The sequence below is a fragment of the Planktosalinus lacus genome, from assembly GCF_014640155.1.
GTDB classification, from domain to species: domain Bacteria; phylum Bacteroidota; class Bacteroidia; order Flavobacteriales; family Flavobacteriaceae; genus Planktosalinus; species Planktosalinus lacus.
In genome coordinates, this window is the sequence record NZ_BMGK01000006.1 from 135,843 (window position 1) to 149,276 (window position 13,434).

A 13,434-nucleotide genomic window follows, 5' to 3' on the forward strand; every position below is an offset into this window, starting at 1 on the left:
GAACGACGAACGTTTAACTATTATTTTCTGGTACAGCCACGCTGACTTTCTTTTTAAGTACAGAAACATTCAGTTTACTGAGTTTTCCAATATAATCTCCGTCAATTTGAAAGGGAACAGGTGATTTACATACAATTTCAGCCTTATTAGTTGAAATGACTTCGGCAAAATCAGGGTTAAGGCTATTTATATCGGAAAGGGTTTTGATAATTTCGATGAAATTGAGATTCTTAAAAAGAATGATTTCAAACTTGCCGTCATCCATTTCACCCAAAGGGTTTACAGTGGCACCTGTGCCATATTTCCGGGCATTGGCTATTACAAGCGCGGCACCTTCTTTTGTCTGTATGTTACTGTTTACATTAATTTCAAATGTAAAAGGGTAGGTGGTGTTTAAAAGCGTGGGAATAGATTTTAGTGCATATCCAACTTTTCCTCTGATGTTTCCTTCTTCAAAATTTTCAATGAGTTCTGCATTCACACCAATATCAGCAATATGAATACAAATGTCATTATTCATTTTTAAAACATCAAGAGAAAGAGTTTTGTCAGACAGTGCAACCCTAAGCTGCTCCTCTTGGGTATCTGGAATCTTTAAATTGAGTGCAAGTCCATTTGCTGAACCTTCAGGAAAAATACCTAATATAACCGGGTAATCAATCACCATTTTTACCATCTTATGGATTGTTCCGTCACCACCTGCAACCCAAACCCGATCAAAATGGTGCTTCTCAAGTAATGACTTGATCAGCTTATCATCATCCGTGCTTGTAATCTTCACGGTTTTTAATTGAATGCTATGTTTTTTACAGTAGGTTGTAACATATTCAATCAGTTTTTCTTTAGCGGTATTTCCGGCGAAAGGGTTGATTACAAATAATATCTGAAGATTGGTTTTCATTGATTTGGTTTATGTCATTAAATTTAAATAAATTAGAACGATTTAAAAATAATTATGCTAAAACTGGACTTAAAACTTTACCGGGGATATGTAAATGACCAGCACCTGGTGGTTTTTGGCCACGCTTTTAAATCTTGGGCACCTGATAAGTTTGAACTTGACAAGCGGGGTATCAAACACGCTTTATCAGTGATACATAAATTCAGGATCAAACCTATAAAGAATCAGGAAATTACCCTGAGATTTAAAGGAATTAACCTTACTACAAAAACCCTTGATGACGGCTATTTCCGTTTTGATATTCCTTTCTATGAAACATTGGAAAGTGGTTGGCATACTTATGAAGTTGCCTTTAAAGTAAAAGAAGTGGGCATTGTGGCAAAAGGAGAATTGCTCAAGCCATTTAAAAGCAAATTCGGAATCATTTCAGACATTGATGATACTTTTTTGATATCTCACAGTAATAGCTTTTTTAAGAAACTATACATCCTGCTCTTCAAAAACATTGATAAGAGAAAAGTATTTAGTGATGTAGCAGACCATTACCGGGCGTTAAGTCTCTATGGACAGGATGATGAAAAGTCCTTTAATTCCTTTTTCTATGTTTCCAGTAGTGAGTGGAACTTATATGATTTTATCATTGAGTTTACACAATTGCATGCTTTGCCCAAAGCCGTCATTAAACTCAAAAAAATAAAAACAGGGATACGGGATTTCCTCACCACTGGGAGGGGTAACCATGATCATAAATATGAAAAAATAAAAGATATCATTTCCTTTTACCCAGATTTGCAATATGTACTGCTGGGTGATGACTCACAACACGATGCTTTTATCTATGAAAAGATTTGTAAGATATACAAACTCAGTATTAAGGCGGTTTACATCAGGCAAACAGGAAAAAACCAAAAACAAAAAGTTGCCAGAACACTTGAAAATATTAAAAGCCTCAATGTATCTGTATGCTATTTTAAAAACAGTGAGGTCGCCATCAGGCATTCACACAGTATTGGGGTAATTTAATTCGTTCCCTTTAAATCAATAATGTTGAAAGAATGATGATACGTATTTTTGAATGTACCCTCTTCCGGTAATATTGTAAAATCATTCAGCAAATAATTATTTGGCAAACTCTATTTTAAAAAGACATCAAAAAGGATTTAAGTGTTGGAAAAGATATTTGGAAAAGAAATCACCACAAGAAACCGGAATACTGTTTTGAAAATTATGAACACAATAGATTAGGTGTTATAAATGTCAAACTCAAGGAGCATTGTTAAGAGCCGCTTCCTTAACTGTCTCGTGACTTTAGGACGGGCCAAAGCAATTATTTAGTCGTGTAAAAAGTAGTCTTATGTATAGATAGTGTATAGATACTCCATAGCAAAGGCTGGGATAAAGCGACCCTTAGCTTCTTTAGAATAATTTTAAATAAATGAATTTAATTGATTAAGTACCATTTTAAAGTACATTCGTGTTGAATTTACTTTAAAAATAAATCATTTTAATAAGTGGAATTTTTGACCTTTGTTAAAGATGTTTTTATACAAAAAAATTGAAAGGATAGTGGGGAGTATTAACTTGAATTTGAGGTGTTTTGTAAATAAATACAAAAAATAGTTCATTTTATCTATTTTTGTAAATAATCAAGAAAATCAATAATACTCCAATCAATAATCAGGAACTGAAATTTATGAATATGAATAAAGCAACTTCAGTGTATTTAGTCTTCATCATGTTTTGTTTTCATATTGGTTATGGTCAAATTCAATTAGGTGAGACCTTGGATGTGATCGATAATGACTTTGCGTATGCTAATTCTGTCAGTACCTCATTTGATGGAAGACGAGTTGCAGTTGCAGGATATGGAAAAAGTGAATTTGGATTTAGAGTCTACGATTATAACGGAAGTAATTGGCATCAAGTGGGAGCAGATATTCAAACTGAACATCCAGATGAAGTTACAGGGTATAAAGTAGCATTATCTGCAGACGGTAACAGGTTAGTTACCAGTACTATTAAATTTAGAACAGGCTTTGTAAGGGTGTATGAACTTGTGAATAACAATTGGATACAGTTGGGAAGTACGCTTTATGGAGAGTCAAGCTTAGATATTTATGGACTGGTTATTGCGATTTCATCTGATGGACAACGAATAACATCTAGTGCAAAATTTAATAATGGAAGTACAGGACATGCTCGGGTATATGAATATAATGGAAATGAATGGATTCAATTAGGTTCTGATATTGATGGTGATGCATCTGGAAATTATTTCAGCACTTCATTGTCTTTGAGTGGTGACGGTAATCGAGTAGCTGTGGGAGCTAACCAATACTACCCTAATGGTTTAATGAGAATATTTGAATTTGATGGCACAGATTGGATTCAATTAGGAACTGACCTTACGGGGATTGAATCATATGATAATTTTGGAGTTTCTGCAAACCTCTCTTACGAAGGTAACCGGATCATAGTTGGCGATAATCAAACGAATGCATATACAGGGTATGCAAAAGTATTTGATTTTGATGGTGATGACTGGGTTCAGGTGGGTGATGCACTACAGGGTGAAAACATTCGAGACAAATTTGGGCTTGCTGTAACGATTTCGGATGAAGGAAACAGAGTGGCTGTAGGTGCCCCTTCACAAGACGATATCTTAAACACTGAATTGCCGGGTTATGTCAAAGTATATGAATTAATTGATGATAACTGGGTACATATTGGAATTGCCCTTTACGGTGAAGATGTGGGAGGGCAATTTGGCTCTTGGCTAAATATTTCAGGAGATGGAAGTGTTTTGATTACCGGAGCTCTTAATTTTACTTACAAACAAAGTGGAACCGAAGTGGGCTATGCCAAAGTTTATGACTTAAATACACTTTTAAGTCTATCTGATAATACATCTTCGCACAAAGCAATTATTATTTATCCTAATCCATCAAGTAAATATGTATATTTCTCAAATTCTGAATTTATTAATGAAATTAAGCTTTTCAATTCAATAGGTCAAAAAATTGAAATAGACAGAGGAACTACAAATAAAATTGATATTTCCGGTCTTAGTAATGGAGTGTACCACATTCAATTTCTCTTGGATAAGAACCAAATAGTTAATCAAAAAATCTTAAAAAATTAAAGAAACCAATTTAATACAGCATATCTATTTTAAATAAACAGTTTTTTTAGACACTCCTTTTGAGAGAATGGCCCAAGAGTATTTTGTTTATATTAGCTACTCAAAATCAATCAAACCAATCAAAAATGAAATCCATTCAAATTGAAATCAAGTGGGCACTTATATTCACTATAGTAGGACTGTTGTGGATGGTGCTTGAAAAGTTGGTGGGACTTCACGACACTTACATTGATTACCACATTTACCTCACCAACTTATTTGCCATTCCTGCGATTGTAATGATGGTATTGGCCTTGAAAGACAAAAAGAAAAACTTTTTTGGCGGAGAAATGAGCTATAAGCAAGGTATGAAATCGGGTATTTTACTTTCTATTTTCATCGGTTTCTTAAGTCCACTGGCACAATGGGTAACCACCAATGTCATCACACCTGATTATTTTCCTAACGTAATTCAACGATCAGTAGAGTTGGGCTATTATGCCACTACAGCCGATGCAGAGGCACAATTCAATTATCAAAACTATGCCATCCAGGGCGCTTTGGGTGCCATAGTGATGGGCTTCATCACAACTGCCATCGTAATGATTTTCATAAGGTCAAAGAATAGCTAATTCTCCCTGGACAAACAGTTTGAAATTTAAACAATGATGATTTTTGCTGAAACAGACCGACTGCTACTTAGAGAAATTTTGTTGACCGACGTTGATGGTATCTTTGAGCTGGATTCAGACCCTGATGTGCATACTTATTTGGGGAACAAACCCCTCAAAAACAGAGCCCAAGCCTTGGAGGTTATCAAATATATTAGACAGCAGTATATTGAAAAAGGTATCGGCCGCTGGGCAATGATTGATAAAAAAACCAATGCCTTTATGGGATGGACTGGTTTAAAGCTTGAAAATAAGCCTACCAACAACTACATTGACTATTATGACCTGGGTTATCGAATGATCAAAAAGTTTTGGGGGAAAGGCTATGCTACCGAAAGTGCTGTGGCTTCTTTGACATATGGATTTCAAAAGCTGAAGTTGAAGGACATCTATGCTGCAGCACATATTGAAAATATTGGATCCAATAATGTTTTGAAAAAAGTGGGGATGCAGCATTCGGGAACGTTTTTGTATGATAACGCGCCTCACAATTGGTATCACCTTGATTGTAACCAATGGAACCAAAACAAAAAGAGTTAATTAAACACAAAAGTAATGACACACAGTGAATTTTTAGCGGCGCGTTTAGAGGAAGTCTTACTAAACGGCCGTTGGATTGCCAACACAAATTACCAAGACCAGCTAAAGTTCATAAAGAGGAGGGAAGCACTGCTTCAGGTAGACTCCCTAAACAGTATTGCAGCACTCACTTACCACATTAATTATTATCTGGCGGGCATCCTGAATGTATTTTATGGCGGAAATCTGGAAATAAAGGATGCCAATAGTTTTGATATGCCACCCATCAACTCAGAAGAAGACTGGACAGGACTGAAAGAAACCTTGTTTGCAAATGCTCAAAAGTTTATAAAAAAAGTAAATTCAATGACAGACCATCAATTGAATGCTGTGTTTGTAGAGGAAAAATATGGAAGTTACCAACACAATATTGAAGGCGTAGTTGAACATTGTTATTACCATTTGGGTCAAATAGTGCTTATAAACAAACTCCTAAAGGTAAAACGACTACAAGACCAATAAGTTTTTTACTGTTTAAAGTAAACTAATATTCGTTTTTAAATAAATATTTATTGTTTATCAATAAATTATTTTATATTTGTCTCATTAATTCATATATAATAAAATGATGTCAAATACAAACAACCTAATATTTAAAGGCTTACACATTGTCGCTTGGGTAATCTTTGTGGGCCTTTGCATTGAAGCCGGTGGCTTGATCGTAAATTTCTTTTACAGTCTCTATGAGCCTGAATTTGTCCAAAACCTGTATCAAAATTTGGATTTAACTGAAATGTACAAACAAAGTAAATGGGCGTTTTTTAATGTTTATAGCTTTCTCATAGTTATTTCAATTTTAAAAGCTTACTTATTTTACATACTTCTCAGACTAATGCACAAAATGGATTTATTAAAACCCTTCAATATGTATGTTTCGAGACAAATTTCTCTAATGAGTTATTATACACTTTCAATTGGGCTGTTAAGTTACCTTGGCAGGCAAGTAGCTATAAGTTTAACACATCAGGGTTATGTGATCGACAACCTAAACCATTTTTGGGCAGATAGCCAGGCATTTATTGTGATGGGTGCAGTACTATATATAATTGCGACTATATTCAAAAAAGGTGTTGAAATTCAAAACGAAAACGATCTAACAGTTTAAGCTATGGCAATCATTGTAAATCTTGACGTGATGATGGCCAAACGTAAAATGTCTTTAAATGAGCTATCAGAAAAAGTAAACCTGAGTTTATCCAATCTTTCCATTTTAAAAACCGGTAAGGCAAAGGCCATTCGTTTCAGTACGCTGGAAGCCATCTGTGAAGCGTTGGATTGCCAACCCGGCGAACTCCTTGAATTCAGTAAGGATTAAGAACTCTTTATAATAGTTTTGAAAATAAGTCTTAAATTATAATTTATATTATGTAAAATAGAAAATTGAATACTTCTCATCAAGCCTTCCCCTATACTTATCCATTATTTTTATATTTAGATAAAACCCCTCATTTATCCTTTTAGTTTTAAAGTTATTCATTATGATTTTTTTAAAGAAGTATTCATCTGGTTTAATATTGAAAAAATTCAATGTGCCTTGTGCTTAAAAATTGCTGAAATGTTATATTGATCTTCATTGTTGAATATTTGGTTGCTAAAATTGGAATATTAGATTTTGAAATAGTACAATCCAATTTTAAAATATATAAATAGCCCCGAAGCTGCTACTGCTCCATTGTCGAGTGGTTTTTCTGAAAATGAATGAAAAATCATATAACGCCTTTAAAATAAAGATGTTAAACTTATCTCAACTCACAAAAAATTAAGAATATTTCCCTTGTAAAAGAGTATTATTAGGTATATTAATCTTTAAAAAATCAAATTATGCAAACAACAAGAGAAGAAGCAAGAAAAGAAAGTAAGGATAATTTGGTGGACAACCTTCAGGGCTTACTCGAAAAAAACTATGATGCAGAAAAAGGCTTTAAAAGCGCCATCACCAATACGAATAATCAAAACTTAAAAGAGTATTTAAAAACCCAGTCTGTAAGACGGAATCGTTTTGCCACTGAATTGGACAAAGAAATTCGTTTGCTAAACGAAGAACCCAAACAAAGCGGGAGCACTATCGGAAGCCTGCACCGCAGTTGGATTGATATTAAGAGCAGTGTTGCCGGTAATAACGATGAAGCAGTTCTGGAAGAATGTATTCGCGGAGAAAAAGCCAGTGAAGAAGAATACCGGGAAGCTCTTAATAAAAACAATTTCCCACCTCAAATTGAAAATGTACTAAACAGTCATTTAAATGAAATTCAAGCAACACTTTCTCAGGTTAAGTCTTTGGAAAGTCTTGTTGAACGAAAAAATTAATTTTTTTACTCATTTTCAATAAAAAAACCCAAATCATTTGATTTGGGTTTTTTATTGAATTAATAGATATTTCGTTTAAATAATGTAAAGTTTACTTATTTGAACTTTTTGAATGAAAAACTCTGCCCTGCAACTGTTATTTCAATCTGTGCCTGATTATGAGGCATTGTGACCACCGTCATACCGTCACGAAATTGCATACTTTTTGTTTGGCCTTTTTCCATCATAACACCGTGCATATCTGTGATCAGTTTTAAATTGTCTTCCTTCATACGTTCAAATTGTGTTTCATTTTCAAAGAGGACCAATTCACTAAAGGTTTGACCTTCTAAATCAAATCCTGAATCAGGTTGAGTTACTTGCGCTATTCCAATTACTTTACCATTAGAATATACTGCTCCTTTACCGGAAACGCCTTCTTTTGCATAAGTCCCTTCTTTTAATTCAGGGAAAATAACATATGCATGTGAATCTAAAATAAGGTCTGCCAGTTCAGGGTTACTTTTAATAAACGTTGTTTTTGTTTCCTCTGCATTACTTATCACTTTCAAGTCTGCTTTTGTTTGTCCAATTGATATAGTTACAAAAAACAAGACTATAAAAGCAGTGAATGTATTTTTTAAACTTTTGTTGTTAGAATTCATAATATATAAATATTTGGTTACTAAAGTAATATATTAAAAAAGCTACTTATTTACTGTTAAGCATCTGTTATTTTTAGGTAACAATAAGGGCTCCTCATTAAATTAAAAACACATTTTTCTAAACGTTTTTTGACTTTGTGGAGGGTTCATAATCAAGGTACCCTTCTTTTCCTGAAGTATAAAAAGTATCCTTATCCCAGGGAGTCAAATCAATTTCATGTTTAAAACGTTCTACCAGGTCAGGGTTTGACACAAATGGTCTGCCAAAAGATACCAGGTCTGCATTCCCCGCAGCAATAACGGCATTGCCTTTCTCTCTGTCAAAATCAGCATTGATCATTAAGGTACCATTGTAAAGTGGCCTGTAATGTTTAGCTATTTCGGAAACTGCAAACGGAACATCAGAAACATCATTAAATGGCTCTGAAAGGTGTAGATATGCTAGACCGTAGTTATTCAATTTTTTTACAATATAATCAAATGTCGGTATGGTTTCTTTATCCATCGTCATCCCAAAAATACCATGCAAAGATGGATTTAACCGAATACCTACTTTTTTTAGTGAAATGACTTCACTCACAGCATCCAGCACCTCAAAGAGAAAGCGCGCACGATTTTCGATACTGCCACCATAGTGGTCTGTGCGGTGGTTTGAGGTAGCATTAAAAAACTGATGGAATAAATAACCATTGGAAGAATGTATTTCAACACCGTCAAATCCTGCGGTCACTGCATTTTCTGCAGCCTGTTTAAACTCACCAACAGTTTGTTTGATTTCTGCAAGGGTCATTGCTTTGGGAGTAACGGTTTCTTTAAAACCTTCAGGAGTAAAGGATTTGCTTTTAGGGTTGATGGCTGATGGCGCCCAAGGCAATTCACCATCCTGGAAATCGGGATGTGACATTCGACCCACATGCCACAATTGAATAAAAATGAGACCGTCCGCATCGTGTACCTTTTGAGTTACTTTTTTCCAGCCCGCTACCTGTTCATCTGAATAGATTCCCGGGGTGTTGATATAGCCAACAGCGCGTTTAGAAATTTGTGAGCCTTCAGATATAATCAAACCTGCTGAGGCACGTTGGGCATAATATTCTCCCTGTAAATCGGCTGTGGGAATATTCCCTTTATTATCAGCGCGGTTTCGAGTCATGGGTGCCATGACAACACGATTGGGTAAGTTTAAATTTTCGCTTGTGAAAGGGGTCAATAAGGGTTGTTGTTCTTTCATTGATTTTTTCTTTTAAAAGTAAAATCTTTGAAAGGGATGTGCAATTAAAGTTTCGTTAAAAGTAAATCAAAAAACGGTTTTGTTAGGCCAAACAACTTCAAGAAAGCACCAATAATTCAGTAAAAAAGGGAGGTTTAATACTGGTACTGCCCTACTCCGATAAGCAAATTTAAATTTATTCGATATTTTTAATTACAACCAATTTAGCACGCACTCCGGTAGCTAGGTTCCAGACGTTTTCGGTTAATAAATTGGAGGCATTGTCGTACACCCTGAATTGAGCAGTATTGGGACCTGATTTACCTTGATTAAGGGCTTCAAATTCGATGACGTTTCGGCCTTCTTTAAGGTCGATGATAAAACTTTGGAAATCCTCTCTGAGATGAATTTTGTGAATAACTGCAACGTCATTGACTAAAATTTTCACTTGATCACCATCAACATATTGGTGATCACGACACAAAATTTCTACAGTATTACTTTCTGTTCCGAAAGTTCCAAACAATTGACCCCGATAATATTCTTCTTTAAATTCCTTGTCTTTAGTCAACCAGCTGGGCTTGTAATCAAATTTACGGGTCATGAGCCCGTTATCGGTAGACATGTTAAATTCCTTTTCCTCATTATCTGCCAGTGGTTTTGGTTTGTTTTCATTAGAATTTAAAAAACTGTTGTTGTTGGAGAGACTTCTGCTTCGGTTGGTTCTTAAGGGTTCATCTAAATTGTTGGAACTTTGCTGTGCATCAATGGGGACACCAAAACCTCCCTGATTGTCAATTTGCGAAAACATCGAAACCGTTCCCAATAAAGCGAGTATTGATAAGACTTTTTTAGTCATAGATTGAATTTTATTTAAATCAACAAAAACTGTTCCTTTATTTATAAAACTTTTAAGCACCTTTTTTACGATTTAAAAAATAGTGATCTAGTGAATACTTTCCACTTCCTGTTAGGAAAAGTACTAAATATACAATCATAAAAAATAAGGCCAATTCTTTGTTTTTAAAGGGATCTGCTCCGTGTACAACGAAAAATGCTACAAACATTGTAAAGAATAAAGGGATAGCTGCTAAACGTGTTCCTAAGCCAATGATAACCAGTACAGAACAAATTACCTCAGAAAAAACAGCTAAAGCAAGGCTGGCCTCCACTCCTATCCCAATGGGGTCACCAAAGCGAATGGGGTTGCTGTCAAATAGATTGACGAGTTTAGGTATTCCGTGCGTCAGCATCAAACCACCCACTCCAAGGCGTAAAAATAAAAGGGCGATATCAGTATTTTTAAGATTTAATATAGTGCTGTAGGTCTTTGTTTTCATAAATTAGAGATGTAATTATCAGTAAATTTATTTAATTAGTATATAAGCACAAGGCAATTTAACAATCTCTTGATGGATTAAAAAAATTAGAAATTAAATAAAATGTTAATTATTTGGTATAGAGTGTAATATATAATTATTTTTTACGATATTTATAAAGTACTTTTTTATTAATTCAAAGTTATAATGGAAAAAACAACTCCTCTTCCCGGAAAAATAAACCTAAGCCGTTTGGAAAAAAAATACCAACGACTCGTTGAACGCGCTTATAACTTGCGACAATCTGATGATAGCTTGAGTGATGTGTTTTATTTTGAAGCAGAAAAAGTACTTACACAATTACGTTTGTTGCGGTCCAATCTACTCAATTAATTTTATCAAAAAGGATATCCTATAGCAAAATTCAATATGGGATTTTCTATATCAAAATTCCATCGTTCCCCTTCAGGCAGAGATGGTGTTTTCATTGGTGCAGCCAAATCAAAGCGTATCACAAAACTTTGAATGTCAATTCGTAGTCCCACACCGACACCCACACCCATTTCCTTCATAAAATCACTTTCAAATTTTCCTCCGGGCACCGATTCGTTTTCATCGGTATTCCAGATATTACCGGCATCTGCAAACACGGCTCCTTTAAAAAAGGAATAAATGGGGAAGCGGTATTCAATATTGGCTTCCAGCCGAATGTTTCCGGTGCGGTCAAAAAACGGATTGTTAGTGGTGGCTTCTTCAGGGTTGAAAGAACCCGGACCCAAGGAGCGAATCCTGAACGCCCTCACGCTGTAAGGCCCTCCTGAAAAGTACTGTTTGCTGAAAGGCATAATGTCTGAATTCCCATAAGGGATTCCTATTCCGCCAAAAAGACGCGTGGCTATTTTTTGTTCTGAACCCACTTTTAAATGGTACCTGATGTCTACATCTGTTTTTGCATATTGAGCATATTCGAGACCTAAAAATGTCTTGGAACTGGACCCTTCTGCTTCACCACTAAATAAGGATAAGGCATTACCGGCAACATCGAGATTGGCATTGAGATAAAATTGGTGTGTCTTGTGTGCATCGATCAAACCATTGTATGTAAAAGAATACAGCAACCCGGCGATGAATTGCTGATTGAAACTACTTCTTAAAAAGGGGTTGTCTTCCAATATTTGTTCAAATTCTTCGGAGGTATTGGACAACTTCACATAGTTCACAGAAACCGGTGTCAGCTCATGGGTAACAAACCTGTTTGCGGTCCATATATAGCCAAAGGAAGCTGTAGCAGACGTCAGGCTGTAGAGTTTGCTGCGGCTTAAGTAGTCTGCCCCAATGCTTATTTTCGTCTTGGGAATGGCATATTTAAACCAATCATTATTGATGGAAACGGGGAACAGCACTCGTGGAAAAATCAAGTCTGCATGGGCTCCCACAAGAATACTGTTTAAACCCGATTGTTCCCCTGATGCCAGTTGAAACTCATAGCCGCCTTTGACTGTCAGGTTTAAAATTTCACCCCCTTTAAAAAGGTTCCTGTTTGTCAAGGTCGCCGATAAGGTGGGCCCGGCAAAATTGTTTGACTTTGTTACCGCCTGCAGTTCTGCCCTGATTGCCCTTTTGTTAAGTGGTGATAAAAAGATATTGGCTTCTAAAATACCCAAACTGTCTGTAGCCAGGGAATCGATTTCATCATACCTGATATTCACAAATTTATACGCTCCCAGTGATGTGAGCCTCCTGCTAGTGTTGCGCGAGTTATCAGGGTTAAAATTGTCACCTTCCTCAATACGGATGTATGGCAGAAGCCTTTTGGGCAAGAAGAATTCCTCTTTTTGAAAAAAGCTCTTTTGGTCCAGGCGTGTGCTGTCCTGTGCAGTATATTCTTCGTCCGGTCCATGGTTGGGATACACATTTACCTTAGTGATGCGATAGGGTTTGATTGATTTTTTTGGGACATCTTTTTTTAATCGAAGAAATAGATCAAATCGCTTGTTTTTGTATTGATTGGTATCTGCTTCAAAAATCAGGAAATTTGAAGTAAAGTTATAATACCCTTTGTTCTTGAGGTCTTCATCTATCCGTTCACGTTCCCCCCGCAATGCTGCCAAATCAAAACGCATTTCTTCCTCTATCTTTGTTGAAGACAATGACGCTTTAATATCATTGTATATATTCAATGAATCTTTGTCAATGATATAATTTTCCAACAAATAAGGTTCTGTGAGCTTTATAACATACTTGGCTTCAGCAGTTTTCTTCTCCGGTTTTTCCTCCATGGCTGAACCTACCCTGCTAAAGAAAAAGCCCCGGTTTTCAAGTCTGTTTCTGATAAGGTCTTCTGTGCGGATGGTATTGACATCTGATTCATACACCGGCTCCTCTCCTATTCTTTTATTGAGAAATTTATTTATAAATCCGGGGTTTTCACGCTGGCTTTTATAATGCACCAAAAGCCCCAAACGAGACCCCAGTATTTTGGAGTTTGGTTCAGGACGGATCAGGTTTTCTATTTCCGTTTGAACTTCACTTATATCCTTCACAAGTTTGTCACTGCTCACTTCGACATCGGCTCCTGTATACAGCAATTCCCCTTCCGGAATAAAACGCTTTACATTACAGGACTGCATTGCCAGTACAATTACAATGACCAAGAATATATTTATATGTTTAGTCTTCATT

General features: G+C 35.7%; 15 protein-coding genes. 9 read left to right on the plus strand and 6 right to left on the minus strand.

What is annotated here, in order from left to right; genetic code table 11:
* Positions 1 to 13: 13 nt before the first annotated feature.
* Entirely contained in the window at positions 14 to 901 is an 888-nt protein-coding gene (locus IEV69_RS08635) for a diacylglycerol/lipid kinase family protein (RefSeq protein WP_188441529.1), read from the minus strand.
* Positions 902 to 955: 54 nt separating this feature from the next.
* Between IEV69_RS08635 and IEV69_RS08640 the strand changes: the two genes are divergently transcribed.
* From IEV69_RS08640 to IEV69_RS08675, 8 genes are all read left to right on the plus strand, one after another.
* On the plus strand, positions 956 to 1,924 hold the full coding sequence (locus IEV69_RS08640) for an App1 family protein phosphatidate phosphatase (RefSeq protein WP_188441530.1): 969 nt from the start codon (positions 956 to 958) through the stop codon (positions 1,922 to 1,924).
* Between the two features lie 676 nt (positions 1,925 to 2,600).
* A complete protein-coding gene (locus IEV69_RS08645; RefSeq protein WP_188441532.1) occupies positions 2,601 to 4,043 on the plus strand; it encodes a T9SS type A sorting domain-containing protein in 1,443 nt (480 codons plus the stop codon).
* 125 nt (positions 4,044 to 4,168) lie between these two features.
* Complete coding sequence (locus IEV69_RS08650; RefSeq protein WP_188441534.1) at positions 4,169 to 4,654, plus strand: DUF4199 domain-containing protein; 486 nt, start codon at positions 4,169 to 4,171, stop codon at positions 4,652 to 4,654.
* Between the two features lie 33 nt (positions 4,655 to 4,687).
* A complete protein-coding gene (locus IEV69_RS08655) occupies positions 4,688 to 5,233 on the plus strand; it encodes a GNAT family N-acetyltransferase (RefSeq protein ID WP_188441535.1) in 546 nt (181 codons plus the stop codon).
* Between the two features lie 15 nt (positions 5,234 to 5,248).
* Positions 5,249 to 5,734, plus strand: coding sequence for a DUF1572 family protein (locus tag IEV69_RS08660; RefSeq protein WP_188441537.1), 486 nt, complete (start codon positions 5,249 to 5,251; stop codon positions 5,732 to 5,734).
* 103 nt (positions 5,735 to 5,837) lie between these two features.
* A complete protein-coding gene (locus IEV69_RS08665; protein WP_229741409.1) occupies positions 5,838 to 6,377 on the plus strand; it encodes a DUF2975 domain-containing protein in 540 nt (179 codons plus the stop codon).
* 3 nt (positions 6,378 to 6,380) lie between these two features.
* A complete protein-coding gene (locus tag IEV69_RS08670) occupies positions 6,381 to 6,587 on the plus strand; it encodes a helix-turn-helix domain-containing protein (RefSeq protein WP_188441539.1) in 207 nt (68 codons plus the stop codon).
* Between the two features lie 506 nt (positions 6,588 to 7,093).
* Entirely contained in the window at positions 7,094 to 7,579 is a 486-nt protein-coding gene (locus IEV69_RS08675; RefSeq protein WP_188441541.1) for a ferritin-like domain-containing protein, read from the plus strand.
* Between the two features lie 95 nt (positions 7,580 to 7,674).
* Here the strand turns inward: IEV69_RS08675 and IEV69_RS08680 are convergent, their stop codons facing one another.
* From IEV69_RS08680 to IEV69_RS08695, 4 genes are all read right to left on the minus strand, one after another.
* On the minus strand, positions 7,675 to 8,223 hold the full coding sequence (locus IEV69_RS08680; RefSeq protein WP_188441542.1) for a lipid-binding SYLF domain-containing protein: 549 nt from the start codon (positions 8,221 to 8,223) through the stop codon (positions 7,675 to 7,677).
* Between the two features lie 118 nt (positions 8,224 to 8,341).
* Entirely contained in the window at positions 8,342 to 9,454 is a 1,113-nt protein-coding gene (locus tag IEV69_RS08685; RefSeq protein ID WP_188441543.1) for an alkene reductase, read from the minus strand.
* 175 nt (positions 9,455 to 9,629) lie between these two features.
* Positions 9,630 to 10,292 (minus strand): hypothetical protein, encoded by a 663-nt coding sequence (locus IEV69_RS08690; protein WP_188441544.1) that lies wholly within the window; start codon positions 10,290 to 10,292, stop codon positions 9,630 to 9,632.
* A gap of 52 nt (positions 10,293 to 10,344) precedes the next feature.
* Entirely contained in the window at positions 10,345 to 10,773 is a 429-nt protein-coding gene (locus IEV69_RS08695) for a DoxX family protein (RefSeq protein WP_188441545.1), read from the minus strand.
* 186 nt (positions 10,774 to 10,959) lie between these two features.
* Between IEV69_RS08695 and IEV69_RS08700 the strand changes: the two genes are divergently transcribed.
* A complete protein-coding gene (locus IEV69_RS08700) occupies positions 10,960 to 11,145 on the plus strand; it encodes a Lacal_2735 family protein (RefSeq protein WP_188441547.1) in 186 nt (61 codons plus the stop codon).
* A gap of 5 nt (positions 11,146 to 11,150) precedes the next feature.
* On the opposite strand, the gene tamL is transcribed toward IEV69_RS08700, so the two are convergent.
* A complete protein-coding gene (gene tamL / locus IEV69_RS08705; protein WP_188441549.1) occupies positions 11,151 to 13,433 on the minus strand; it encodes a translocation and assembly module lipoprotein TamL in 2,283 nt (760 codons plus the stop codon).
* Between the last annotated feature and the right edge of the window lies 1 nt (position 13,434).

Coding starts and splice junctions, on each gene's coding strand:
- IEV69_RS08650 (WP_188441534.1), top strand. CDS start 4,169: ATGAAATCCATTCAAATTGAAATCAAGTGGGCACTTATATTCACTATA.
- IEV69_RS08660 (WP_188441537.1), top strand. CDS start 5,249: ATGACACACAGTGAATTTTTAGCGGCGCGTTTAGAGGAAGTCTTACTA.
- IEV69_RS08640 (WP_188441530.1), top strand. CDS start 956: ATGCTAAAACTGGACTTAAAACTTTACCGGGGATATGTAAATGACCAG.
- IEV69_RS08665 (WP_229741409.1), top strand. CDS start 5,838: ATGATGTCAAATACAAACAACCTAATATTTAAAGGCTTACACATTGTC.
- IEV69_RS08695 (WP_188441545.1), bottom strand. CDS start 10,773: ATGAAAACAAAGACCTACAGCACTATATTAAATCTTAAAAATACTGAT.
- tamL (WP_188441549.1), bottom strand. CDS start 13,433: ATGAAGACTAAACATATAAATATATTCTTGGTCATTGTAATTGTACTG.
- IEV69_RS08655 (WP_188441535.1), top strand. CDS start 4,688: ATGATGATTTTTGCTGAAACAGACCGACTGCTACTTAGAGAAATTTTG.
- IEV69_RS08645 (WP_188441532.1), top strand. CDS start 2,601: ATGAATAAAGCAACTTCAGTGTATTTAGTCTTCATCATGTTTTGTTTT.
- IEV69_RS08670 (WP_188441539.1), top strand. CDS start 6,381: ATGGCAATCATTGTAAATCTTGACGTGATGATGGCCAAACGTAAAATG.
- IEV69_RS08700 (WP_188441547.1), top strand. CDS start 10,960: ATGGAAAAAACAACTCCTCTTCCCGGAAAAATAAACCTAAGCCGTTTG.
- IEV69_RS08690 (WP_188441544.1), bottom strand. CDS start 10,292: ATGACTAAAAAAGTCTTATCAATACTCGCTTTATTGGGAACGGTTTCG.
- IEV69_RS08680 (WP_188441542.1), bottom strand. CDS start 8,223: ATGAATTCTAACAACAAAAGTTTAAAAAATACATTCACTGCTTTTATA.
- IEV69_RS08685 (WP_188441543.1), bottom strand. CDS start 9,454: ATGAAAGAACAACAACCCTTATTGACCCCTTTCACAAGCGAAAATTTA.
- IEV69_RS08635 (WP_188441529.1), bottom strand. CDS start 901: ATGAAAACCAATCTTCAGATATTATTTGTAATCAACCCTTTCGCCGGA.
- IEV69_RS08675 (WP_188441541.1), top strand. CDS start 7,094: ATGCAAACAACAAGAGAAGAAGCAAGAAAAGAAAGTAAGGATAATTTG.